27 protein-coding genes are annotated in these 25,249 nt (G+C 25.1%); 14 read left to right on the top strand and 13 right to left on the bottom strand.

Translation table 4 applies throughout. From position 1 onward, the window contains the following. The first annotated feature begins 17 nt into the window (after positions 1-17). Together SBIUS_RS02385 and SBIUS_RS02380 are read left to right on the top strand one after the other, a co-directional pair. Positions 18-488 carry a hypothetical protein gene (locus SBIUS_RS02385; RefSeq protein WP_162684907.1) on the top strand — a complete coding sequence of 157 codons (471 nt, stop codon included), beginning with the start codon at positions 18-20 and terminating at the stop codon, positions 486-488. 1,066 nt (positions 489-1,554) lie between these two features. Further along, on the top strand, positions 1,555-2,520 hold the full coding sequence (locus SBIUS_RS02380) for a ComEC/Rec2 family competence protein (RefSeq protein ID WP_162684906.1): 966 nt from the start codon (positions 1,555-1,557) through the stop codon (positions 2,518-2,520). A 31-nt stretch (positions 2,521-2,551) separates the two neighbouring features. On the opposite strand, the gene rpsT is transcribed toward SBIUS_RS02380, so the two are convergent. Next, positions 2,552-2,794, bottom strand: a complete 243-nt coding sequence (gene rpsT, locus SBIUS_RS02375) for a 30S ribosomal protein S20 (protein WP_162684905.1) — start codon at positions 2,792-2,794, stop codon at positions 2,552-2,554. Positions 2,795-2,923: 129 nt separating this feature from the next. On the opposite strand from rpsT, the gene holA reads away from it, so the two are divergent. The 3 genes from holA (at position 2,924) to SBIUS_RS02360 (ending at position 5,906) form a co-directional block, all read left to right on the top strand. Next, complete coding sequence (holA, locus tag SBIUS_RS02370) at positions 2,924-3,877, top strand: DNA polymerase III subunit delta (RefSeq protein ID WP_162684904.1); 954 nt, start codon at positions 2,924-2,926, stop codon at positions 3,875-3,877. Positions 3,878-3,897: 20 nt separating this feature from the next. Further along, positions 3,898-5,340: a hypothetical protein gene (locus SBIUS_RS02365; protein WP_162684903.1), complete on the top strand. Its 1,443-nt coding sequence runs from the start codon at positions 3,898-3,900 to the stop codon at positions 5,338-5,340. Positions 5,341-5,411: 71 nt separating this feature from the next. Beyond that, positions 5,412-5,906 (top strand): methylated-DNA--[protein]-cysteine S-methyltransferase, encoded by a 495-nt coding sequence (locus SBIUS_RS02360; RefSeq protein WP_162684902.1) that lies wholly within the window; start codon positions 5,412-5,414, stop codon positions 5,904-5,906. 161 nt (positions 5,907-6,067) lie between these two features. On the opposite strand, the gene SBIUS_RS02355 is transcribed toward SBIUS_RS02360, so the two are convergent. Beyond that, positions 6,068-7,630, bottom strand: a complete 1,563-nt coding sequence (locus SBIUS_RS02355) for a hypothetical protein (protein ID WP_162684901.1) — start codon at positions 7,628-7,630, stop codon at positions 6,068-6,070. Positions 7,631-7,910: 280 nt separating this feature from the next. On the opposite strand from SBIUS_RS02355, the gene SBIUS_RS02350 reads away from it, so the two are divergent. The 8 genes from SBIUS_RS02350 (at position 7,911) to SBIUS_RS02315 (ending at position 13,923) form a co-directional block, all read left to right on the top strand. After that, positions 7,911-8,222, top strand: coding sequence for a hypothetical protein (locus tag SBIUS_RS02350; RefSeq protein WP_162684900.1), 312 nt, complete (start codon positions 7,911-7,913; stop codon positions 8,220-8,222). A 102-nt stretch (positions 8,223-8,324) separates the two neighbouring features. Further along, the gene (locus tag SBIUS_RS02345; protein WP_162684899.1) at positions 8,325-8,603 is read left to right on the top strand and encodes a hypothetical protein; all 279 of its coding nucleotides are present in this window, start codon (positions 8,325-8,327) and stop codon (positions 8,601-8,603) included. Positions 8,604-8,619: 16 nt separating this feature from the next. Then, positions 8,620-9,663, top strand: a complete 1,044-nt coding sequence (locus tag SBIUS_RS02340; protein ID WP_162684898.1) for a hypothetical protein — start codon at positions 8,620-8,622, stop codon at positions 9,661-9,663. Between the two features lie 116 nt (positions 9,664-9,779). Further along, a complete protein-coding gene (locus SBIUS_RS02335; protein ID WP_162684897.1) occupies positions 9,780-11,270 on the top strand; it encodes a hypothetical protein in 1,491 nt (496 codons plus the stop codon). 24 nt (positions 11,271-11,294) lie between these two features. Next, entirely contained in the window at positions 11,295-11,897 is a 603-nt protein-coding gene (coaE, locus tag SBIUS_RS02330; RefSeq protein WP_162684896.1) for a dephospho-CoA kinase, read from the top strand. Between the two features lie 15 nt (positions 11,898-11,912). Beyond that, complete coding sequence (locus SBIUS_RS02325) at positions 11,913-12,347, top strand: MerR family transcriptional regulator (protein WP_162684895.1); 435 nt, start codon at positions 11,913-11,915, stop codon at positions 12,345-12,347. Between the two features lie 62 nt (positions 12,348-12,409). After that, positions 12,410-13,243 (top strand): SDR family oxidoreductase, encoded by an 834-nt coding sequence (locus tag SBIUS_RS02320; protein ID WP_162684894.1) that lies wholly within the window; start codon positions 12,410-12,412, stop codon positions 13,241-13,243. Between the two features lie 71 nt (positions 13,244-13,314). Next, positions 13,315-13,923, top strand: coding sequence for a short chain dehydrogenase (locus SBIUS_RS02315; protein ID WP_162684893.1), 609 nt, complete (start codon positions 13,315-13,317; stop codon positions 13,921-13,923). Between the two features lie 18 nt (positions 13,924-13,941). On the opposite strand, the gene SBIUS_RS02310 is transcribed toward SBIUS_RS02315, so the two are convergent. From SBIUS_RS02310 to SBIUS_RS02275, 8 genes are all read right to left on the bottom strand, one after another. Further along, positions 13,942-14,799, bottom strand: coding sequence for a hypothetical protein (locus SBIUS_RS02310; protein WP_162684892.1), 858 nt, complete (start codon positions 14,797-14,799; stop codon positions 13,942-13,944). A 111-nt stretch (positions 14,800-14,910) separates the two neighbouring features. Beyond that, positions 14,911-15,528 (bottom strand): SprT-like domain-containing protein, encoded by a 618-nt coding sequence (locus SBIUS_RS02305; protein WP_162684891.1) that lies wholly within the window; start codon positions 15,526-15,528, stop codon positions 14,911-14,913. Between the two features lie 12 nt (positions 15,529-15,540). Further along, on the bottom strand, positions 15,541-16,851 hold the full coding sequence (locus tag SBIUS_RS02300; RefSeq protein WP_162684890.1) for a DNA polymerase IV: 1,311 nt from the start codon (positions 16,849-16,851) through the stop codon (positions 15,541-15,543). After that, the gene (locus tag SBIUS_RS02295) at positions 16,841-17,662 is read right to left on the bottom strand and encodes a TlyA family RNA methyltransferase (RefSeq protein ID WP_162684889.1); all 822 of its coding nucleotides are present in this window, start codon (positions 17,660-17,662) and stop codon (positions 16,841-16,843) included. The genes SBIUS_RS02300 and SBIUS_RS02295 overlap by 11 nt, the downstream gene beginning before the upstream one ends. A 15-nt stretch (positions 17,663-17,677) precedes the next feature. Next, positions 17,678-18,598, bottom strand: a complete 921-nt coding sequence (locus tag SBIUS_RS02290; protein WP_162684888.1) for a hypothetical protein — start codon at positions 18,596-18,598, stop codon at positions 17,678-17,680. Further along, the gene (locus tag SBIUS_RS02285; RefSeq protein WP_162684887.1) at positions 18,579-20,237 is read right to left on the bottom strand and encodes a 1-deoxy-D-xylulose-5-phosphate synthase N-terminal domain-containing protein; all 1,659 of its coding nucleotides are present in this window, start codon (positions 20,235-20,237) and stop codon (positions 18,579-18,581) included. Before SBIUS_RS02285 ends, SBIUS_RS02290 begins: the two co-directional genes overlap by 20 nt. A gap of 63 nt (positions 20,238-20,300) precedes the next feature. Beyond that, complete coding sequence (locus SBIUS_RS02280; RefSeq protein WP_162684886.1) at positions 20,301-20,735, bottom strand: hypothetical protein; 435 nt, start codon at positions 20,733-20,735, stop codon at positions 20,301-20,303. Between the two features lie 26 nt (positions 20,736-20,761). Then, positions 20,762-21,160 (bottom strand): hypothetical protein, encoded by a 399-nt coding sequence (locus SBIUS_RS02275; protein WP_162684885.1) that lies wholly within the window; start codon positions 21,158-21,160, stop codon positions 20,762-20,764. Between the two features lie 344 nt (positions 21,161-21,504). Here SBIUS_RS02275 and SBIUS_RS02270 point away from each other — a divergent pair, with 344 nt between their 5' ends. Next, positions 21,505-22,221 (top strand): glucosamine-6-phosphate deaminase, encoded by a 717-nt coding sequence (locus SBIUS_RS02270; protein ID WP_162684884.1) that lies wholly within the window; start codon positions 21,505-21,507, stop codon positions 22,219-22,221. A gap of 31 nt (positions 22,222-22,252) precedes the next feature. Here SBIUS_RS02270 and xseB read toward each other — a convergent pair whose 3' ends face one another. From xseB to SBIUS_RS02255, 3 genes are read right to left on the bottom strand one after another with little or no spacing between them, the layout of a single operon-like run. Continuing rightward, positions 22,253-22,456, bottom strand: coding sequence for an exodeoxyribonuclease VII small subunit (xseB, locus tag SBIUS_RS02265; RefSeq protein ID WP_162684883.1), 204 nt, complete (start codon positions 22,454-22,456; stop codon positions 22,253-22,255). A gap of 1 nt (position 22,457) precedes the next feature. Then, positions 22,458-23,726, bottom strand: a complete 1,269-nt coding sequence (gene xseA, locus SBIUS_RS02260) for an exodeoxyribonuclease VII large subunit (protein WP_162684882.1) — start codon at positions 23,724-23,726, stop codon at positions 22,458-22,460. A gap of 27 nt (positions 23,727-23,753) precedes the next feature. Continuing rightward, complete coding sequence (locus SBIUS_RS02255) at positions 23,754-25,232, bottom strand: hypothetical protein (protein ID WP_162684881.1); 1,479 nt, start codon at positions 25,230-25,232, stop codon at positions 23,754-23,756. Positions 25,233-25,249: the final 17 nt, after the last annotated feature.

Genomic DNA, 25,249 nt, shown 5'->3' with positions numbered 1-25,249 from the left:
GAACATCTTTATTGTTTATGTTTAACTTTAAATCAACAGATAAGCAAATGGAAAAACCATTTGAAAGTGATAACTATATTTATTTAAAAGTTAAATATGACATTGTTTTAACAGATAAGAGCCTACTGCCTGTTAAAGTTAAAAACTCAACTAATGCAATTGATTCAAAAACTTTTCTAATTGATCAAAATTTAAATTACCTAGAGAGCTTATTTGAAATAGAAACCAACTCTAACTTAAAGAAAAACAATACTATATATTTTTATCCTTATGATGAAATAGAAGTTACAAGAACTAGTAGGTTTGAAGTTAACCAAGAATTCTTCTCTTCAAGAGGTGTTAGTGACAACGTGGCAAACAAAACTGTTGATATACTATTAAATACCAACAAGACTTATGATGAGTGCATGAGTGAACTCAAACTAATCTATAAAGGTACATTTAACGTTGAATTCTATAATAAAGCGATACCAAAGTTGATCTATTAATATAAACTATTTCTTTTTAACTTTTATCTTTGTTGTATGTATAAGTTTAAGTAGGGAAGTGGACAATGTATATGTTTACAGTTCTTTATATTTTGCAATTCTAATAAGTTTTGTCTTTAACTTTAAAAAGTCTTACCCATTCTTTTTAGTTACTGTTATTTTTTTAATATACTTTCTTTTATTTTATAAATTTGATATAAATTCAAAACTTAATTTAAATTTATATAGGGTAGTGGATGTAAAAACTAATTATTTTTTGTTAAGACAGTTCAATACTCTCTATTATCTTCCGGTAGGGGAGGTTAAATTATCGGTAGGGGAGTTTGTATCTCTGATAGGGGAGTTTGAAAAAGTCAATGTTAATGGTAACTTTTGGGAATTCAACTTCAATTCATATCTTTTGAATCAAAATGTTAAATACAAAATTTTTAATACAACAGTTCAAGTTAAAAACTTTCACTCTGTACAATATTTTTTATATAAACTAATAAATTCATCAAATGATCTTAGTAAATTATTAATTTTTCAACAAAAAAGTCATGACAAAGTATATGAAAATTTAAATTCTTATTCATTGGGTTACTTATTAAATTTAAGTGGTCTTAATATTTACTTTATTAGCAGTTTTTTAAATAAAAAGTTATTTTATAAAAATCAATTTTATAAAAAATACAAAATAGTATTAATAGCTTTTTTGTTTTATTATAGTTTCTTGCTAAATTTCAAGATATTCATTGTAAAGTCATGTGTTATTTTGATAGTTAACTGAATCGAGCAAAACTGAAAGGTTAAGTTTTCCAAAACAACAAAGCTTTCTATTATTTGGATCACTTGTTTATTTATAAATCCACTTTTTATATTTAATATAAGTTTCATATTTACAATATTTGCTTTCTTGTTTTTAAAGAAATATCAAGACAAAAAACCATTAACAAATCTCTTTTATAATTTCTTAATATTAAATGCCATATTCATGCCTTTACAAGTTTTTTATGGCTATAAAATTTATTGGCTGTCTTCAATATTTGAAATACTGTTAATTCCTTTTATTACTTTTAGTTTCTGTATGTCTTTATTTTTCTTCATTCCATTTTCAAGTTATTTATTAAATCCAATTTATGAATTACTTTATTATTATTCTAAAACTTTTACATATATTAACCCAATTACAATTTGTGGAAGTTTTAGTGTGGTTTTTTTAATAACTTATTTTGTATTATTCAAAGCTTTAACTTGTTTTGGTTATTGGAAATCAAAAATAAGAAAAGTACTTATTATATTATTTTCTTTAAATGCCTTTACGATTATTGAAGTAAATCAACTTTCTAAAATAAGTCCAAGTATAACAATGTTAAATGTTGGAAACGGTAATAGTTTTTTATTTCAATATAAAGGAAAAACAATACTATTCGATGCAGGAAGAGGGGTTGGATTTAGTAAAAACAGCTTAAATGAGTATTTGGTTTATAATGGTGTTAGAAAAATTGAAGCTGTATTTATAAGTCACAACCATAAAGATCACTATGATCAATTAGATTCAGTTAGACAAACTTACAATATAAAGAATGTATTTTATAATTATGATTTGAAAACCTATTTTAGATTTAAAGATCTAGAAATTAAAAACTATATTGAACTTGGCAATTCAGATGAGAATGACAATTCTCAAGTTTCACTTGTAAAAGTTAAAAACAAAAAAGTCTTGTTTACAGGAGATGCCACAAAGAAACGAGAGTACAGATTATTATCAAATCCAGATTTTGTAAATGAAATAAAAGGGGGAATTGATTTCTTACAAGTTGGTCATCACGGAAGTAAAACAAGTACTTCGGATACTTTCATAAAAACTTTAAAACCAAAAACTTGTTTTATATCTGGACACAAATCTTCTTTGTATGACTTTCCAAGCAAAGAAACCATTGAAACTTTAAATAATAACAATTGTAAAACATATGTTACTAATGGAGATTCTAGTTATAAATATAAAGTTAAAAGTAGCAAAACAATTAAAATACAAAAAAACTCTTTTTAAAAAGAGTTTTTTCTATTATATATTTAATTAATTATTTCATTAATCTTGATTTTTCTCTTGCAGCTTTGTTTGCTTTAAAGATTCCTTTAGTTACTGATTTATCTAATAAACTAACTGCTTCATTAATTAAAGCGTCTTTATCTTTTGAACCTTCTGATTTTGCAGTTAATGCTTTTTTAATTGCTGTTTTAACTGAGCTTCTAAAAGCTTTGTTTGCTAAACGTGATTTTTCATTTGTTAAAATACGTTTTTCTTGTGATTTAATATTTGCCATTTTTGATTCACCCCTTTAAACAAGATATTTATATACAAATAAAGTATATAGTAAAAAGGTGGTTAATTCAAAATAAATTAATTTTTTTAATCATTTTTAGTGGTAAATTATATGTGATAGGTGATAAATATGTTTTTTGTTCATTCAAATGATAACTTTTTAATTAAAAGACAAGTAGAGAAACTAATTCAGAAAGCCAATGTAAATGGTGATTATGAAATTTTTGAATATTCTTTAATTGATGATTCTATTTCATCTATCTTAGAAGAAATAAACACTTATTCAATCTTTTCAAACAAGAAAATCATTGTTATAAATGATTGCTGATTTGTAAATGAAAGTAAAGTAAAACTACATAAAAACTATGATGTTAAATTTGTAGAACAAATTTTAAATACAACAAATCAAGAAGTTGAAATAATTATGACTGTTAATTCAGATAAGTTTTCTAAAAAACTTAAGATAGCTAAATTAACTGAATCAACTTGTAAGATGTTGAAGTTGGATGAACCTTCAACTGATCAAAAGAAACAAATATTGATCAAAAAGTTAGAAAATGCAAATATTGAATTTGACCAAGATGCATTAGATTTGTTTATTGATAAGTTGCCAAGTGACATGCAAGTTTTTTCAAACGAAATTAACAAAATAATTGCTTTAAACAAAAAGCTAAATACTCAATTGGTAGATGAAATAACAACTAAATATCATAGTTTTGATACTTTTGAACTTGCCAATTGTTTTATTTCAAATGATGTTAAAACTTTCTTAAAACAATGAGCAAGTTACATGGAAATAAATAACGATATTTTTTCATTTTTAGCATTATTAGCAAGTAACTTGGTTACTTTGAGAAATGTATTGTTATTTAAATCAAAAAGAATGAATAACTCAGAAATTGCTTCAACACTGCAAGTTAACCCATATAGGGTTTCAAAACTGTTAGAGCAAAATAAGTTAGATATTAGTCAAATAAATGATAAAATCAAGGTGTTGTATTCTCTTGAAAAGAATATAAAAGGCGGGATTTATGATAATAAAATAATCCCAGAAATTGAACTATTAAAAATGTTTAGTTTTTAATAAGAATAGAGGTTAAAAAGATGGAAGCTAACAAGATATATCAAGATTCGATATTTTTATTAGCAAATTTAATAAAAGATGAGAAATTAAGAGTTGAACTTTTAAATGACTTGGAATTAAAAAAACAAGCAATAGAATTAGTTAATGACTTATTAATTTTAGAAATCGATGAAAATTGTACTTTTAAAGATCAAAAGTGAGGACCAATATTTGGTAAAGCTTTAGTAAATATTACAAAAGAAAAAATAAAATTTGTTAAACCAGAAAACAAAAAAAGTGATGAAGTTTTAAGTGATACAACTTACTTACAAACTTATTTATTTAACAATCATAAAGTTGCAAGAGACTTATTGACAGATCAAAGTTATGAATTAACAGAACAATTTGTTAAAGATAATTCAAAAATAACTGAAGAGATGAAAGAAAAATACTTAAAAACAGCTGAAAAAGTTCAACCAGAACCAGAAGTTGTAGATAAAAACAAAGAAAAACCAAATACAGGACAAAGTACTGGATTTGAAAACTTTGCTGGAGCACAAAGTGCACAAGGAAATCCTTTTATGGGAAGTGTTCCTTTACACCCGCTTCAAGATATTAGATTTTATCCATACATTTCAAAACCAAAATATACTAAGTGATTAAAATTAGGTTTAGGTATAGGTTTAGGTATTTGTGCTATATTTTATGTTGTGATTTCAATATTATTTAAAACAACATTTTTCTCAATTAATAAAGATTTGATTAGTATTGAAAATGGTTGAAATTCAGAGTTTATCAGCAAATGAACTGAATATCTTGGTAAAGCTAATGGCTTAAAATGAACTTTAGGAAACTTTTTAGGTGTAGCTACAAATGGAACTAGTTATTTTTATTTAATTCTTATTATTCTTATGATGGCTTGAATAGTGTTTTCAATAACACAACCACCTAAAACATATCGTCAAAAATTCTTAATACCTGGAATTAATCTTATTATTCCAGGGATGTTCTTAATTATGATGATTTTTAACTTTGCAAATCCATTTGGTTTTATATTTGGAAATGATGTTCATACAGAGGCAATTCAAAGAACTTTTGCTATAAATATAGCTGGTGTAAAAAATTCAGAGGAATTAAATACTTGAATTAAAGATAATGCAAATGGTGTAACCAATCTTATAAATGAGATGAAAAATTACTTTAATTTAACTGCTATGAAAGCTTTAATATGAGTATTTTTCATATCAATTATCATTTCAGGTCTTTTTATAATAATAGTATTAGCTCTTAACCCAAGAATGGATAGAGAAAAAATTGCAAAAGCTAATAATGAATATCAAACAATGATTTCAGAAGCTATGCAAGGAAGAAAATACGAAATTGATCCAAGCATTTATGAACCACAAGAAGAAATAGATGCTTTCTTACAAGAATTAAAAGACAGAAAAGAAAAACATATTAAAAAAGATAAAGATAAAGACTAAAATAATTTTATCTTTCCAAACACAACCTTAAGGGTTGTGTTTTTAATTATAATTTTAGTAGGTGAGACTCAATGAGTGAAAGAATAATTAAAGTTTTTAAAATAACTTTGTTTGAAAATAAAGTTATTAAACTAGGAATTATAGAAGATAAGTTAAGTTATATTGGCTTTGAAAAAGATAATATACATGACTTTTATAAATCATATACTGTTAGAAATGTTTTAAAAAGTGACGAATTTGATTATTATATTGATTTTTTAAAGAAATTTGAAAATAAGGAGAACTTTGAACTTGATTTTGATAGGTTAAATTTAATTAACTTAACTGAAATGCAAATCGAAGTACTTAAAAGTTTGACTAAATTAAATTATGGTCAATATATGAGTTATTCTGAATTTGCAAAACATATTAATAAACCAAATCATACGAGATTTATAGCTACTTGTATGGCTAAAAATCCAATATTGTTATTAATACCTTGTCATAGATTGATTTCAAAAAGCAGTGAAGTTAAATATAGAAGTGGAAGAGAGTTAAAACAATTTTTAATAAGCAATAATTACTAATCCTGATAAAGGATTTTTTATTTTTTAAAGTTCAATAAAACGATGCTAATTTAATAGCACAAAAAGAAAATAAAAAACTCCATGACTTCTATGGAGTTTAAACTAAAATATTGTTTTAGTATTAACTTTAAATATAAAATATATTGTTATTAATATTTATTTTATTGTATTTGAGAATATGGATCAGGTCATGGAGAACTATTTCAATACTCTAAACGATAATGAAAAGTTTCTGGTGAAGGAGTACTTAAATTACTTGCAATAATAACCACTCCAAAAACTGCTTGTGGGTTATTTACATAATGACTTATAAATCTTTGAATATATCCAGGAGCAGATCCAAATCTATTTTTAATAGCTTCTATAATGTTAGAAACTATTATTCTCTGTTCTTCTTCAGTATATTCTGCTAATTGAGGAACAAGAACTTTTAAATGACTTAAAAACATATCAAAAGCATTATTTCCAACTCAATTATAGGCGCATTCTCTTAAACTGTCTAATACTTGTAATCCATTTTGATTAAGATGTAATTCAATATAGTGTCTTCCTATTGGTGAAGTTGTATAGTTTAATCTTGAAATAAAAGGTGAACCACCAACTGGAGGTAGTTTCTCATAGTTAGCTCTATTATTAATTTCACTGTAATATAAACTATCAATTTTTTGTAAATCAACTTTATTATAGAATTCTATTTTGTCATTGATTTTATAATCAATTGTCATATATGAATCGTAATTAGGAACATTGTTTTCAAAAAAATGTTCATTTTCTAAATAAATGTCGTATAACTTATCAAATTCTTCGTTTTTTTCAAACTTAACTTTAATATTTGTTTTAAAACGAAAATCTAGTTGATAGTTTCCAATGAATTCAAAAAATACTTTTTCAAATTCATTGCTTACACTATAACTTTCATTTTCACCATTAATTAATTCTGAAGTATAAAAATTATTGAAGTTACCGTTAATTTCATCTGAAAGATCTCAAGTTTTTTGAACTCCTTGAGTTCTAAGTCCTCAATAAGCATTTATTTTTGCTTCAGGAAAAGCAATATAGCTAAATTCATCTCTTATTTGAGGAACATATTTAACAAATCTATCAGTAAAGTGATAACTCATAATTCCTTGTGTTTTCATTTTTTTATCATTATATTTAAATGTATTTTCTGTATTAAAAGCTTTATTAAATTTTATATCTGAATATATTTCTTGTTGTAAGGGTTGAGCTTTTATGGAATCAAAAACTCCAAGAGTGATTTCACTAATGAATCATTTATCTTCACCGTATTTTTCTTCAGATACTCTTATAGTGATTCCACCAATACTTTTATTTGCATATTTAAAACCAGATCCAATTATTACTTTAGCAATTGCTTCTTTTGCTTGTATGTTTGGGCTAAATCTAAAAGCTGGAACTAAAGCCTCTAGCAGCTCTAACATATCTTCGTAATGTAAATTGTTGCTTAACATAAAAGCATCATGATAAGCATTTAGAACATATTCACTTAAGTTTAATTGAGATATTCTAATTTCTGTTTGTCCATAAGTTCAATAGTTTTCTGTATAGTTAATAAGGTTATCTTTACAAGAACAACCATTGTTATATAAAGAATTATTTTTATATTTTATTGGGTTTGTGTTTTTTTGAAGTGAACTTGATTGACCAAGTGCAGTTACTAAAATACTTAAACCACCAATTAAGGTAAATATTTTTTTAAACATTAAATCCTTTCTTTCAACATTCCCACCCAGCCAACCATTAATGTTTACTTTCTTACATCTAGCAAAAATTATTATAGGTATTAAAAAAATGAATTCTATATTTTGAAAGTAACTATATAATTCGATAGTTAAAATAAAAAAATTTTAGTAAATCTATGTAGCGTTAAGAAATAAAATCTTTTTTACTTATAAAAAAAATAAAAAACTTTTTAATTTACTAAAAATATTTTGTATAATCTTTTATAAGTCTTTATGAGTGAGACGAGAAAGGAAATATAATATGAAAGTAGCAGGATTTTGAAGAAGGTTTATCGCAAATTGAATTAACAATTTTTTAATTGTTATAACATTTGGGATTTACTTCATCTTTATGATAATTAATTTTTGTAGAGCAAAACCATCAATTGGTTTAAAAGCAATGGGGATTAAATATTCAGCAAATAATCAATTAACTTTATTTGTTTACAGTCTTTTAAATGGATTAATGTATATTTTAATCATTCCAATTTTTATGGATTTAGTTACTGTTTGTTTGAAAAAGGGAACTTTTTCAGAAAGATGAGCAAATAACTTCTTAGAATTAAATAAATAATAAAAAACTCCTTTATTTCAAGGAGTTTTTTATTACATTTATATTTCTTTTTGACTTTAATGTATTGTAAAAATTGATTATAATTATATGGTGAGGTATTTAATGAGTTACTATTATAAGCATGAATACGGATTTTCAACACACTCAATTCAAAGAATAAGACAAAGACTTAATCTTGCAGATGAAGAAGAGTTTAAATTAAAAGAGAAGATCTTAAAAATGATTGAAAAATCAACTTATAGTTTTGAAACTTCAAAAAACATATATATCAAAACACCAAAAAATGACGTTTATTTCGTTATTGATAGAAATCTTAAAACAATAATTACAGCAACACCAATATCTGCATCAAAGCAATTATATTTAATAGAAAATGAATAAATTAAAAGGTGATTCTATGAAAAAGAAAATGAAAAGAAATCTAATACTGCCAAGTGAATTTCTTGATAGTTGAAAAACACAAAACGAAGATGGTTCGTTTTGTTTTAAGTACATAGATTTTGTAAGTGATGAAGTAGAAGAAATTGAAGTAGAAAATGTTCCTTTCATTGAAGTTCTTTTTAAAGATTATGAAGCTTTTGATGTTCAAAAAATATCAAAACAATTTAACCAAATTTCAAAAGTAGCAAAAGCTATTGTTGATAAAAGGGTTAAGAAAAATTCAGAAATAATTGAAATGACAGGAAAAGAAGTTCTTTTCTTAAAATACTTTTATTTCTTAATAACTATTATTAATGGAGAATATAAATATTCATTTGTAGATACAAATAAAAAATTTAGAGTATTTGATGCATTAAACTTTGAAATTGAAGAAGACTATAGAATGATAATTTTAAATGTAGTGAGTTATGTTCTGTTTGAAATGTATGACTACATCTTTAGTAAAAGAACATTTGAAAGTCTTTATGAATATGTTGAAAACTCACCAATCAATTTTGATCTTCAAGAGTATCAAAAAAGAATCATTGTTCCAAATGATATATTAATTACACAAAACTATAAATTTTTAGATGTTTACTTCCACAATGTTGTAAACAATACTTTCTTTAAATTCTTTAGAGTTTCTGATTTAGATAGAGAAACATTCTTATTGACAAACAAAACAATAGCTAACTTTATTGATGATAGAACTAAAATGAACATTTTAAGTTTATTCATAATTGATCCAAGAATTGCATTAGGTCTTGTTAATTTAGGACCAGGAAGAGGGGAATATAGACCTCTATTCAAATACTTCAATGAAAGTGTTATTAATAAAGAAATACTTCCTTATTGTTTAAAACCAGAACACAAGATTGAAGAAGATGGAATTTATTTATCTGGAGAACAAAGATTTAAGTTTTCAACTTTCGAATTAATTGAAAATCAAGTTAAATTAATAAATGATTGTTTAACTTACAGAGATTTAAAATCTGACTTTGATCAGTTTATAAAATATTAAAAACCTTTATTTATAAGGTTTTTTTTGATAAAAAAAACTTTTAAGTTTTTAAGTTAGATATTATTTAAAGAAAAAATATTATATAATATAATTAGTTTTTATGGGGAAAAGTAAATATGGGCAAAATTAAATTACTTAAAAATAATAAAAAGTCACTATTCATGATAATTTCATTAATGGTTTTTTCTTTTGTGATTTTATCTTATTCAATTCTAATGATGTTTTCTCCAATACTTTCAGATCAAAATATCGGAGAAATAAATAAAGCAATTGCCTTAAAAGGTTATAAAAAATTCTTAATGTTTTTCTTGTATGATGGTAAAGCTTTATTTGTTGCTTCAACAGATATACTAATTTATTGAGTTCCATTAGCTTTAAGTGGATTAACATTTATTGTAATGTCATTAAGATTAACAATTCACCTTGTTGGATATAAATCAAGAACAAAAAAAGGTGTAGCAAGAATTGTAAGACCTATCAAAAGTTACCAATTAACAATGATTTTGGCTTGAACTTTATTTGTTCTTTTAACTTTAGTTTCAATACTTTCATTCTTATCTGCAACTCCATTTTTAATGGGAGTAGCATTAAAATTTAGTGTGACAGATTTTGTTTCTTTAGATAAAGATATTACTTCTTCATTTATTCAAACATTAAATGGACAATTTAATCAAATTTATTGATTATCATTTGGTCTATTTTCTTCTTATGCTGGAGCAGGTGCTTCACAAGCTGCAAAAAGAACTTGAGATTTAGTTGGATGATTTACTTTACCAATAGTTATTCCTTTTACTTCAATGATAATTGCATTTGTTGGAACAATTTGTGGTGAATGTAGTTGATGAACAATTAACTTACATGTTTTAAGAGATATCGATCTTCAAACTGGTGCTAACTTAGTTCAAAGCTATGAAAAAGTTGAAAAACCAAAAATTAAAGAAGATAAAAAAGCTGAAAAAGAATTGATTATCAAACCAGAAACCAAAAAAGAAGTTGTTTCAAAAGGTGAATATGATCAAAAATTAGCTAAAAAATGTAGTCTATTCTTTAAAAACTTAACAAAAATGTTAGAAGACTCAAACAACAAAGATTCATTCTTATACAAACAAACAATTATGAGAGTTGAAGCTTTAACAAAAGAAAAAAATATTGATTGAAATGCAATAGCTTTAGAAGTTGAAGCTCAAATGAATATGTTTACTGAAACTGATAGAAAATTTGTTGAACTTATCGAACAGTTAATGATTAATCCAAGATTAAATCTATTTGGAAGATACAAAAATGATCTTGAAGAACTAATTGAAGGTTACAAATTTGCAATTAAAACATGAGATTTATTTGCAGCTGAAATTAAGTTAGAACAAATATTTGCAATAGCTTTCAGAAATGAAGAGTTATTACCAAAAGTTGGATATTGTTTAAAAAACAGAGTTTCTTCAAGTTGAAAAAACATTGATGAGAAAAAACAAGTTCTTACTCGTTTAGAAATAGCTAAAAATGATAGAGATTACAAAAAATACAGAGAAATCTGTGCTGAAGTGATAAAAGAAATGTCACCAATTAAACCTATTATTACAAGTTATGTAGACAAAATAATTTATAATTAAATATAATAGAAAATCATTTAATAGATGATTTTTTTTATACAAAGAGAAGGTGTTATAGTGAAAGTTATTGGTATAAGTGGTTTTATTGGAAGTGGAAAAACAACAATGTTAGAACACTTACAAAAGAAACCAAAAGTTAAAGTTATTGAAGCGGATGAGGTTTCAAAAGAAATACTTTATGATGAAAAAATAATTAAGTTCTTAAACAAAAGAATTCCAAATGCACTTAAAGATAAAAAAATAGATAGATCTATTTTAAGAGCAGCTTTATTTAACAATTCAAAATTAAACGATAAATTTACAAAAATCGCATGACCTTTAATTTCTGAAAAAATAAACAAAATGATTAAAGAAGAAAAAGAAGCTAATTTAATTTTTGTTGAAGCTGCAGTAATAAGTGGTATCAAAGTAGATTTTTACAAAACAATATTGTTAGTTAAAGATCAAGAACAAAGAATAAAAAGAGTAATAGTAAGAGATAATAGAGAATTTAAAGAAATTGATTCGATAACAGAGTTTCAAAGAAAGAAACTTAGAAAATATAAGTTTGATTATGTTTTAGAAAACAACTCAGAAAAAGAAGTTTTCTATAAAAACATTGATGACTTAATAGAGTCAATTAAATAAAAGGGGAACAATAATATGGAAAAATTAGGAATAAAAGAATTGTCAGACTTATTTGAAGTGAGTGAACAAACTTTCAGATTTTATGATTCAAAAGGATTATTTCCTTTTATGAAAAGAGAAGAAAATAAGTATAGATATGCTTTAGTTAAAGATTTACATTGATTTAAAATGGTTTTCATTTTAAAAAGTACTGGAATGGAAATTGCAAATATAAAAGAATATCTTGATTTGTGTATGCAAGGAGATTCTACTGTAAAAGAAAGATTTGAAATTATTGTTAAACAAAAAGAAGAATTAAAAATTAAAATGTCTTCTATGCAAGAACAATTAGATCTTTTAACTACAAAAGAAAAACACTATAAAAAAATAATTGAAACTGGACAAGAAGATGACTGAAATCCAATTAACTTCGAAGTTGTTTTAAAAGAGAAAAATATAAAAAAAATTTAAATTTTTACTTGCCTTATAGTAACTATAATGTTTTAGACTTATTATATAAAGGAGGTAGAAATATGAAGAACAAAGTTTGAATGGTAACTGGAGCAAGTCAAGGACTTGGTTTAAGTGTAGTAGAAAAATTAGTTGAAAATAACTTTCAAGTAATAGCTACAAGTAGAAACAAAGAATCTCTTGAAGAGAAATTTGCTCAAAATCCAAATGTATTGTGTGTCGATATGGATATTTTAGATCCAAAAAGCATCAAAGAAGCCATTGAAAAGGGAGTCCAAAAATTTGGATCAATAGATATCTTATTAAATAATGCTGGTTATGGTCAAATGTGAACATTTGAAGAAACAAGCAAACAAGATGCTGAAAAATATATAAACAACAACTTGAATGGTACATTAAACGTTATAAGAGAAATTCTTCCTGTTATGAGAAATCAAAAATCAGGACACATTTATATAACAAGTTCAGGATGAGGTTATGCAACAGTTCCTTACAACAGTTTATATGCTGCATGTAAATTCGCTTTAGATGGATTTGCAGAAAGTATAAGCAATGAATTAAAACCATTAGGAATAACTGTATCAAGCATTAAACCTGGTGGAATTAGAACTAATTTCTTAAAAGAAAATTCATTAGTTACTGGAGAAACAAAAATTGAAGCTTATCAAGAAGGTAGAGATGAATGAGTTAATACTGTTAAATCATGAAATGGATACCAAGATGGAAATCCAGAAAAATATGCTGAACTTTTAATTGAATTATCAAAAAGAGATGAAATACCAATGCATATTTTCGCAGGAAGAGATTCTTATGAAATGGCAAGAAATAAAATTAAAACTATACAAGATTCACTAGATAGTCTTGAAGCTTTAGCTGCAAATCTACACTTTGAATAGTTTCAAACAAGACATAGTCTTGTTTTTTTGATATATAATATTCTTGTTTAGAAAAAAGAGGTAACTTATTTATGAAAGTATTATTAGTTGGAGGAAGTGGAACTTTAGGTTCTGCAGTACTAAAAGAACTAAAAAGTAACAAAAATAACTACGAAATTATCGTAGCTGGAAGAAATTCTGGGGATGTAAGAGTTGATATGAGCTCTGTTGAAAGCATTAAAAATATGTTTGAACAAATAGGGAAAGTGGATCACATTATTTCAGCTGCAGGAAGTGCTGCAATGAAACCAATTGAAACATTAACAAATGAAGATGCAATGTATTCAGTTCAAAACAAACTTATTGGACAAGTAAATCTTGTTTTGGTTGGACAAAACTACTTAAATGATAAAGGAAGTTTTACTTTAATTACTGGAGTAATTAAAGATCAACCAATTAAAATGGGTTCAATGTTATCAATGGTAAATGCAGGGGTTGCATCATTTGTAAAGGGTGCTGCAATTGATTTTGAAAGAGATATAAGAATTAACTGTGTAAGTCCATCAGTATTTGATGAATCAATGGAAGCATATGGTGAATACTTTAAAGGTGTTAAACCAGTTCCTGTTGCAAATGCTGCAAAATGCTTTATTGAAAGTATTGAAGGGGACATGACAGGTCACGAATTTATAGTATATTAGTAAAAAAAGAGGAAATTATTACATTTCCTCTTTTTTTATCTTTGGTTTTTTATCTTCGCTTATTTTTTGGTTATCTTTATCTTCTGATTTAGCTCTTTTAGCAGTTGTTGTTTTAGGTTTGCTTGCAGTTTTCTTTGGTTTTTCTTCTGATCCTATAATACCAACTTGTTTTAAAGCTTCTTTTACAGCCAATTGTATTAATTCTTGTGTTTCTTCTTGGCTAAATAGCTTCTCTGCATTTTCTTTTCTTTCTTCTTTAGATTCTTTTGGTGTTAATTTTTCTTCTTTTTTCTTAACAATTGGTTCACCAACAACATCTTTTGCTGTTATTGTGTCTAAATCTAAATCTTTAAGTACTGCAGAGGGTTTATTACCTCTTGGCAAGTCTTTATACTTGTTTTCGCCCATAGTTGACCTTTCAGGGGCTTTAAATGGCTCTTGTGGGTTATCTTTTTGATGTTCTTGAGCATTTTGTATAATTTGTTGTAATCCACTTGGTTGAGAAGAGTTATTTTCACTAGAGTTAGAAGGGGAAGGGGCACTCCCTCCCATCATTTTTGCTCTTAAAGCTGCCATACGATCGTTTATTTCTTCTCCACTTGCAACTTTGTTTTCTGGGTCATTTTGAGCAATAGTTTCTTTTTCAAGATCTATTTTTTGTCTAGCTTTAGCTAATATATCTCCTAAAGTACCTGGTTGGTGCTTTCTTTTTGATTGTTCTTGTGCAATCTCTTCTTCTGTTTGAGTTCCATGCAATCTTCTTACTTTTGCACCAAGATCTTCTTCAATTGTTTTGTTTTTGTTAAATACGTTTTGTAAATCACATACATGTATTTGTAAGTGAGTGGGACAAAACTTTGGTGCGAATCCTGCCATAGAACCTCCTGAAATCTATATAAAAGTGTTAAATTAATTTTATCATTGCAAAGTATTAAAGTTATACAAATTATTGTAGTAATTTATAAAAAGTGTATATTGCAATATACACTATGAAACTTTTTGAAACACCATTTTGCAATCCATACACATAATATTTAATGGTTTTTCTCTTGAGTTATTGATAACTGTTTGACAACCCTGACATATGTATCTATTACTTTTATTATAACCTATTGGACGATATTCTAGTGCATCCTTGTGAATCATTTTTTTAAATAATTCTTTGTTAAAATCAAGTCATTTTTCGATGAAATCGATAAGTTCATAAGAAGGTTGTGTGTTAGAAAATCCTCTTCTTGAAGCTGATTGTACTATTAGTTTAGCTTTACTTTCAGCTATCTCCTTGAACTTTTTGTTGTGTCGTTGGTTGTTTTCAACATCTTTTACGTCTCTCTCGTAGTTGTATTGGTGAACCATCTCATGTACTAGTACACCAATTAATCTTATATAATCTCCATTTAAAGCTAAAGTTCATATAGTTATTTGGTTTTTGTTATCAGATCAATCTTTTGATGTATCAAAGTGTCCTAAAGTTAATCTGCTTTTTCTTTTGCTTGTTTCAATAGAAATTTTAATATCTGATAGGGCGTTTGAAAATAGAAAATCATTTAATTGACTGTGAATTGAATGTAATTCTAAAATTAAATCATCTATTCTATAATCCATAACTTAACTCCCCTATTTGTTTTTTCATTTATTTACAATTTGTTCATTTGAAATATGAACATCATCATTTTTTAAAAATTTTGATTGAACCATATTTTTTTCCATGTACTTAACTAATTTATCTCCAGTAAATATTTTATCTTTACCAAATTTTAAGTTTAGGTTATAAATTATTTGTTCAATTTCATTATAATCTATTCCTTCGTTCAAATCTATTTCATCAATTGAAAGTTGTTTAGTTTGTTCTATTTGATTTTTTAAATTACTTAACCTAACTCCCAATAAAAGAATTGGTTGTCCTGTTCAAAGTTCATAAAAACATTGCTTTGCAATTGAGAAAATAATTTCTGGATCATTTGTTGGATTTGAAATTGATTCTTGTTTTGTTAAATGTTTTTTTCTTTCTTTGTTGCTATATACTTCAGGTCCAATATCATCTAAATATTTTGCAACTATTGTAATAGTTGTTCCTTGTAAATATCTTTTCTTTGCCCTGTCAGAAACTTTTAAACAAACTTCATAAATAATTTCTTCTATCTCTTCATGGTTTGTTGTTGTAAAGTTTAAAGTAAGTTCATTACCAATTGATTTAAATTCACTTGCTTCACGCGAAACTGTGTCATCACCTTTTCCGTTTGCTCAGTATCAAAGTGTAAGCCCTCTTTTCCCTAACAAGTCAACAATTTTATTTAAGTCAGACAAAGCTAAATCTTTAATTGTAAAAATATTATTTTCATTTAAAGTTTTTTGAGTTGCTGGTCCAACCATATACATTTTTTGAATTTCTAATGGTCAAAGTTTTTTATCAATATCTTCTTCTAGTAAAAAAGAAATTCCTTTTGGTTTATTAAAGTCAACACACATTTTTGCTAAAAACTTATTTGTACTTATTCCAATTGATGAAGTTAAACCAGTTTGTTCATAAATCATATCAATCATTGCTTGTGCAGCTCTTTTTACAGAACCAAATTTTTTTCAAACTTTTGTCATATCAATATAACACTCATCAATTGAAGCAACTTCAAAATCTTTTGTAAAGTTTGTATAAATTATTTCAAAAACCTTTTCTGAAAATTCTATATACAAACTAAAATCAGAATTTGCTATGTAAAGATCTTTACATAATTCTTTTGCTTGAAAAATTGGTGTACCTGCTTTTATTCCAAAACTTCTTGCATTATAACTTGCAGTTGTAACAATAGCTCTTCTGTTTGGAGAAGCTACTACTAAATTTTTATTTCTAAGACTTGGATCTTTTGCCATATGACAACTTGCAAAGAAAGCATCCATGTCTAATAGAAAAATTACTTTTTTATTCTTCATCGTTATCTTCGAAGAACTTTCAACAATCATCTACAAGTTTTGGAATTGTGTTTGTATCAAAATTATTTTTAACTGTTTTATTTTTCTTTATAAAGCATAGGTACTCTACATTTTTTTTCTTGTTTCCAAGTATAGGTGATCAATTAACATCCTCTACTGAAAAACTATTTTCATTACAATAATTTATAACTCTAGTAATTGATTTTATGTGACCTTCTTTTGAATTTATTTTTCCATTCTTAACATCTTCTTTGTCTGATTCGAATTGTGGTTTTATTAAAATAACACCACACACTTCTTCATCAACAATATCTTTTAATGGTAATAATATTTTTTCTATAGAAATAAAACTTACATCGCAACAAAAGAAATTTATTTCTTTATCAAAAAAATCTTTAGTTACATTTCTAAAGTTTGTTTTTTCCATTGATTTAACTTTTTCATTACTTCTTAATTTTCAATCTAATTGATTTGTTCCAACATCAACTGCATAAACATAACTTGCGTTATGTTGTAAACAACAATCTGTAAATCCCCCTGTTGAAGAACCAATGTCTAAACAAACTTTATTTTCTAAATTAATATTTCAATGTTTAATTGCTTTAAATAATTTTTTACCAGCTCTACTTACAAATTCATTTTCTTGGTTTAATAATTTTATTTTTATTTTTTCTTGATCAAACAATGTTCCAGGTTTTGTTATTTTTTCATCATTAACTAAAACTTTACCATCAATTATCAAACCTCTGGCTTTATTTCTGTTTTCTGTTAATTCTAATTCTAATAAAATTTGATCAAGTCTTTGTTTCATAAAATTATCTCCCCTTTAAAATTTTCTTTTAGGTTTTGCATTAAACTTTCTTTTCTTTTTAAAGTTTAACTTTTGTTTTCTTAAACTGTTTACTCTTTTTACTCTTTCAACATTTTCGTAAAGAGCATCTTCTTGTTGAACTCACTCACTTATTTTTTTGAATAACTCACTTCCATAAGTTTTTACAAATCCTTTTTTAAGTGTTTCAAGTTTTCTCATGTATCTTGTTGTAGATAAAGAAATAGGTTTTGTTAAATTTAATTTACCATAGTTTCCATTTGTAAGAGAATCTCTTATTTCTGAAATCATTTTTTCTTTTTCTTCAACGTTCTCTACATAAATTTCTTCATTATCTTTAATTACTTCAGAACTATAATCTTCATCTTTTAAAAGTTTATCAACATAACTTTCTTTATCATCATTATTAACTGGTTCATTCATTAATAATGTTTCAAAATCTTGAATTGTTTTTTCCACAAATGGATCTATTGCTGTCTTTTGCGAAATGTCTTGAGTTTCATCTAAAATAATTGATGAATCTTGTATATATGGATTTGAAAGATTTAAAATATTTTTCTTGTAAGCTGTTTTTAAATTATTAACTTTTTTAACTTTTGGTTTATTATCTTTGCTAAGTTCAATTCCAAAATCAATAGTGTAATGCTCTGGAAGATCATTGTACATTTCTTTATTGAACTCATTTAACTCTCTTATAAGAGTTTCTTCAGTTCCTGTCGGTATAACAATTAACTTGTTATACTCATTTAATATTTTTTTGTCTGTTTGAGATTTTAAGTGCAATATTCTTCTTAACTCTTTTAAGTTTTCAAAAAAGCTTAGATTTTCTTTTTCAGATTGACTTGAAATTAAATCACTAATTTCTCTGTCTTTTGAAAGTTTCTCTAAAAAATAATTTCTATCAACTATCCTTTGCATGCTTTTTCACCTCAAGTATTTTATTTATAATATATTCTACATCCATGTTTAATTCTTTTAGAATTAATTCTTTTGATCCGTGTTGAATATCTGTTTTGCTAAATGCAAAACTTGTTAAGTTTAAATTATTAAATTCCCTTTTAATGTTTGAAAATAAATTGTTTCTATTTATAACTTGTTCATAAACGAAAATATTATTTTCTTTGTGTTTTTTTATCATTTCTTTATCGATTGGATTTATATATCTAGCGTTTATTAAATTAATTTCTAAATTGTTATTTTCAATATTTGTTTTAAAGTCATTTAAAACATTACCATAACTTATAAGAGTTAATCTATTGTTTTTGTTATAGATTATTTCATCTCATTTTCCAATTTCAAACTCTTCATTTTTTTGATCATCAATTGCTTCTAAGTTTTCATATCTAAGAAAAAATTGTTTATCTTTGTTGTTATAAGATTGTTGTGTTAAAACTTTTAAGTCGTTTAAACTATATGGTTGAGCTATAATGGAATTTTCAAAGTTGTTTACAAGCGAAACATCATAAATTCCATGATGACTAACTCCCCCACTATAATTTAACCCTCCCCTATCGATAAGAAATGTCATAGAAAGATTGTTTCTAAATACATCATGTACTAATTGATCAAAAACTCTTTGAAAAAATGTAGAGTATATTGACACAAAAGTTTTTTTACCAGTATTTGCAATTGCACTTGCAGTTAAAATACCAAACTCTTCGTTTATACCAACATCAATTACATTTTTATTAAACTTATTTTTTAAGTTATCAAAGTTTGATGAGTTTAACATTGCAGGACAAACTAAGAAGTCATTTTCTGTAAAGTTTTTTTCTAATTCATTAGCTATTAATTTTGAATAACTGTTTTCCATTTTAGATTCAACTGAATGATTTTGAAATAACTCATTTTCACCTTTATATTTGAATGCTTTTTTTGTAATACAATGAATAACAACATGTTCTTTTGAATTTAGTGCTTGATCAAATGAATTGAAAAGTTTTTCAAAGTCATGTCCATCTTCACATTTAATGTATTTAAACCCAAGTGACTCAACATACATTTTTATGTCTTTTATAGCTAGTGAATTTTCTCCGATTGCTTGGTTGTTGTCGTTAACTATTGTAATTGTTCTTTTCTCTGTGTTTTGTAAATTTATTAATCCAGGTAAAGTGTAAGATCCAAAGAAAGCTGCATCTCCAATAACTGAAATGATGTTTTGCTTATCACTTGCAAGTGCATAACCAAACTGATATGCAAGTGATGTTGAACTGTGTCCAGTACTTATTCAATCATATTCTGATTCTTTTATTTCTTGAAAATTACTCAATCCTTTATATTGTTTTAAAGTATTAAATTTTTCAATCCCATGTACTAGAAGTTTAAAAACATGTGATTGGTGACCTGTATCAAATAAAACTATTGTTTTTTCAAGATCGAAGTATGACAAAATAGACAATGTTAATTCAACTACTCCAAGATTACTTCCGATATGACCTTTATTTTTGTTTACAAAGTCATTTAGAAAGTCACGTATATCTTGAGCTAATTCAATTAATTGATCATTGTCTTTTATTTGATAAATATCTTTAAAAGTACTTAATTGTGATAGTTTCATTTATTTCACCATTCATATTTTACAATAATGAGATAAAAAAAACCCAATTATTTGGGCTTAGATTTATTTTTGTTCTTTTCATTGTTTATGAGCTTTTTCGCCATTTAATAAGAAGAATAAAGGAATTAACCCTAGTCCTCCAAACAAAACAATAAGCGAACATGAAAGATATAAAAAGATTCTTTCTGTTTTATAAGCTTTTGGGTTTTGCTCTATTGTTTGATCAAAAGCAATAATGTGTCTTTCTTTGCTTTGTTTATCAATTAATTTAAAGTTTTTATAAAACTTAATTATTAGTTTTAATTCAAATATAAATAAAGTTGTAAAGAAAGTTAAAGGAAGAAACTGGATTATTGGTATAAACCATTTCCCCTCTACAAAATAAATTATGCTTCTAATACTAATTGACATTACAAGTGCTGCATCAAATATTGCAACTATGAAAAGACCTGCTAAAAATAGTTTTGTATATTTATTAAAGTTTTTTTGTTTATTCATGAATTTCTCCTTCTAATTTTTAATAATTAAAAATTAGAAGTTTGTTTGCTATCAACTCAAATAGTTGATTTGTTAATTTTTATTTTATTAATACTTATAACTGTTTTAATTTTTAAATTTACTAAATCTAAGAACTTTTTATAAAACTTAAATAGCTGAATTAAAAGTAAATCAACTTTATAATTATCTTGTCTTAAATACTTTTTAGTTAAATATTTAATCTTTAAAATTATTTTTTGAAATAATTTAAATAGAACATTTACTAAACTTATAAATAAACTCAAAGCTACATAACTTATTAACATTATTATAAATATTGCAGATATTGGTATTGAACAAAGTTTTAAAACTAATTCAGAGTTTTGCTGTGAAAAAAATGATACATAACCTTGCGTTAAAAAAGTTAAAGGAAGCAGTAAACTCAAAAGACTTTTTAAGTTTTTACTTTTAAATATAACACTAGCTTTAGAGTTATATTTTATTGATTTAGATCTTTCTATATTTTCTAATGTGTATTTTATACAATATAAATTTACAAACAGGAAAATGCATGACAAATTTAAAATATGAAAATACTTTAAAAAATTTGCTAAAAATAAATTAGTTAATAAAAACATTAAATTTCATATAAAGATGTAACTAAAATATCTTTTCTTCATGTACTTACCCTTTCATTAATGAAATTATATCAAATTATTTACTTTCCAATATGGAAAGTAAATATACATATTAAAATATTAAAATTAGTGTATAGGAAAGGAAATTTGCTATGCAATTAATAAAAACAAAAAATTATGAAGAAATGACAGACATAACATTAGAGTTGTTTATCAAGTTGATAAATGAAAGTGATAAAAAGAGATTTAATGTTGCTGTTACTGGAGGAAAAACTCCAATACTGTTTTATGAAAAATTAATAAACAAAAAAAATGAAATTAACAATTTTGAAAATGTTCATTTCTATAACTTTGATGAAGTTCCTTTTAGAAGTGATTTAACTACAGGAATAACAATTCAAGATCTAGAAAAATTATTCTATAAACCTGGAAATATAAACGAAAGCAATATTCACAGAATGAATTTTGTTAATTGAAAGGAACATATTTCACAATTAGAAAAAGATGGAGGATTAGATTTAATACTTTTAGGTATTGGAACTGATGGACACTTTTGTGGAAACATGTCTGGAGTAACAAAGTTCGGAGATAAAACTAGAGTTATAAAAGTAAAAGATTTAGAAAACAACACTAGTGTATCAAAGTTAGATATGACATTATTTAATGATGAATTTGTAACAATGGGTCCAAGAGAAGTTATGGCAACAAAAAACATTATAATGATGGCAAATGGTGAAAGCAAAGCTGAAGTAATAGATCAAATTTTAAATGGTCCTGTTACAGAAGTTGTTCCTTCTACAGTATTAACTTTGCACCCTAACTTTAATTTAATAATTGATGAAGATGCAAATAAAATTGCAAAAGCATAAAAAAAATGGAGCAATCCATTTTTTTGTTTTATTAGAAATTTGTTGTATCGTTATTTTCAAGAACTTTTTTAACTTCTCCTTCAAGAGTTGTTAATTGATCTTTTGCTTCTTTAATCATTTCAGTTCCCTTTTTAAATAATTCAATTGAATCTTCCATTGAAGTATTTGAATCATTTAACTTATTTGATATATTTTTTATTTCGTCTAATAGTTCATTAAAGTTTTTTGCGCTCATTTTATTCACTTCCTTTTTCTAATTTTAAATTCACTTCTCCATCTTTTAAAATGGCAGTTATATTTTTATTTGCATCTATATTATTTACAGATCTTATTATTTCTTTTTCTTGTTTTAAAATTGCATAACCCTTCTCTAACGGTAAGAAAGGGCTTTGTAATTCTATTTTTTCTTCAAACATTTTTAATTGATTTTTATCTTTTTCTAATCTATGTTGTAATATCTGTTTTCAAGTTTTAATATCGTTTTCAAAATCATTATTAATAAATTTAATTTTATTGTTAATTATTGAATTTAAATTGTTTGATATGTTTTCAAAATTAGTTTTTAAATTTAAGTATTTATTTTTTAAAACACTTTTTAATTTTGAATCAACATTCTCAATTTCGTAATTAATCTTTTCAATTTTGTTAGTTAAAACTTTTGCAAACTCATTTGTTTTATTTGCAAGTGCATGAATAACACTTTCTTTATCTGGTGTTGCTTTTTCACCAGCAGCAGTTGGAGTTGAAGCTCTGAAGTCAGAAACATAATCGGTTAAAGTAATATCTGGTTCATGACCAACACCACTTATGATTGGTATATCACTTTCTCTTATCGCTTGAAGAACTTCCAACTCATTAAATGATCAAAGATCTTCATAACTTCCTCCACCTCTTCCAACAATTAAAGTGTCTAGCTTAACTTCAAAGTTGTTAGCTTGTTTTATTTTTTTAGCAATATCTTTTGCTGCTCCTTCACCTTGAACAAGTGATGGAAACAAAAATATATTTACTGGTGGATATCTTCTTTTAATTGTTGTAATTAAATCTCTTACCGCATCTCCAGTTGCAGCTGTAACTATTCCTATATTGTTTGGAAATTTAGGAATAGGTTTTTTAAATTCATCTAAAAACCAACCCTGCTCTTTTAATTCTTTAAATCTTTTATCATACAAGATTGAAAGTTCCCCAACACCATCTACTCTTACATCATAAATAGTAAAAGTTAATTTACCAGTTGGCTTGTAATAAGAAAGAGACCCCTTTCCAATTATTTCGGTCCCCTCTTTTATATTTAAGTCAATAAATTTTTGTGCATTAGTTTTTCAAATTGCACAATCAACTTTTGCTTGACTATCTTTTAAAGAAAAATAAATATGACCACTTTTATTTAAAGTTAAGTTTGCAACTTCACCTTTTATGTTTACATTTTTAAAAGCATTAGATTCTTCAACATAATCTTTTAAGATATCTGCAAAATCTGAAATTTTAAAAATCATTTCTGTCATATTTTTTCACCTCTACTTTATAAAAAATTATTTTAATCTTAAGAATTCAATTTCATTGAGACAACTTTTTATTTTTATATACAATGTATAGTAATTCATTGCATCTTGTTTTGTCATTTTTTTACTTTGTAATATTTCAGTTAAATCATCGATCTTATTTGATAAGAAATCCATAACTTCACCAATATTTTTTTCATTAATAGCTTCTTTAAAGTATAAATATTTATCTTTATTGTATTCAGTAGAAATAATTTCTACATCATTTATTTCTCTATCAAACAAGTTAATAAAGTTTAAAAATTCTTTACTTGCTTTTTTAGAAAATTCTTTTGTTAATAAATTATTTTCTTGAGTTATTTCTAAAAGAATATCTTCAAAGTCTTTTGATAGTTCATGTGAATTGTGTTCTTTTAATAATTCATCTAAGTTAGAGTGATCATTAAATGTAACTGTTTTTTCTAAATCTTTTTCAGGTTCTCCAATTATTTCTTTAAATTCTTTTTGATTATTTTCGTCATCTAAAATTTTATTTCAATATCAATTTAAAGTATCTGATGATTTTGAATCTTCTAAACTAACTTCATCGTTAGAATTAACTTTTGGTTTGTTTAGTAAGAAGTTTGAAAGTTCTTTGAAACTATTAAAGTTTTTTAGAGCTAAAGGATTTAATAAACTAAAGAAGTCATTGTTATCAATTGTAAAGATTGGACTGTCAAACTTAATTATTTCTGAAAAGAAACTTAAGTCATTAAGTAAAGTGGTTTTATATTTTTCTTCAACGTCAACATTGTTTACAAATAAAAATATTGTATCGTTTTTTACTAGTTGAGATAATTTATTCATTTTTTTATCATAATTATCTTCATCATATTTAATCGGTGTAAAAATAAATTTTTCTAAACTATATGAAACATTTTTTTCTAAAAATAAATGTCAATCTTCTTTAAAGTTTAATCTAGTTCCTTTAAATTTGTTTTCTGAAATTAAATCAAAAAGTTCTTTGTCATAAGTTTTTAACATTTTAATAAGTTCTTCTTGATACTCACTTACTTTTTTATCTAACTTAACTTCTCTTAAGAAGTGTTCGTTGTTATATCAATCCAAATTTCTAACTCAAACATTTACTTTTAAATCATCTGTTAAAGTTTTAATAAAGTTATTTAACTCAACATCTTCTTTTGATAGTTTTGCTGCACTAACAATTACAACGTTTTTAAATTCTTGAGTTTTAAATTGTTCTTCTGAATTTTTTAAGTAGTCTTTAATTAGACTATAGTTTTTTGAATTAAAAAGTTTTGCATTAAAATTTTGCAAATAACAATATGTTGCAAGCTCACAAAAAGCTTTAGTTAAAAAACTTTTTGAAAAGTCATGTTGAGACTTTAGTTTGTTTTTAAAAATATAATTTTTGAATTCTTTATATACCAAAACTTTAATTTCACTTTTTAAAGATGCAAGATGATCTTTAAGTTCACTTTTAAAATTTGAAAAATTATATATGCTCATATTATTTAACCCCTACT

Source organism: Spiroplasma sp. BIUS-1 (assembly GCF_010365805.1).
Lineage (GTDB): Bacteria > Bacillota_I > Bacilli_A > Mycoplasmatales > Mycoplasmataceae > Spiroplasma_A.
Note: the sequence above shows the minus strand (reverse complement) of the source record. Positions and strands in the feature narration are given on the sequence as shown.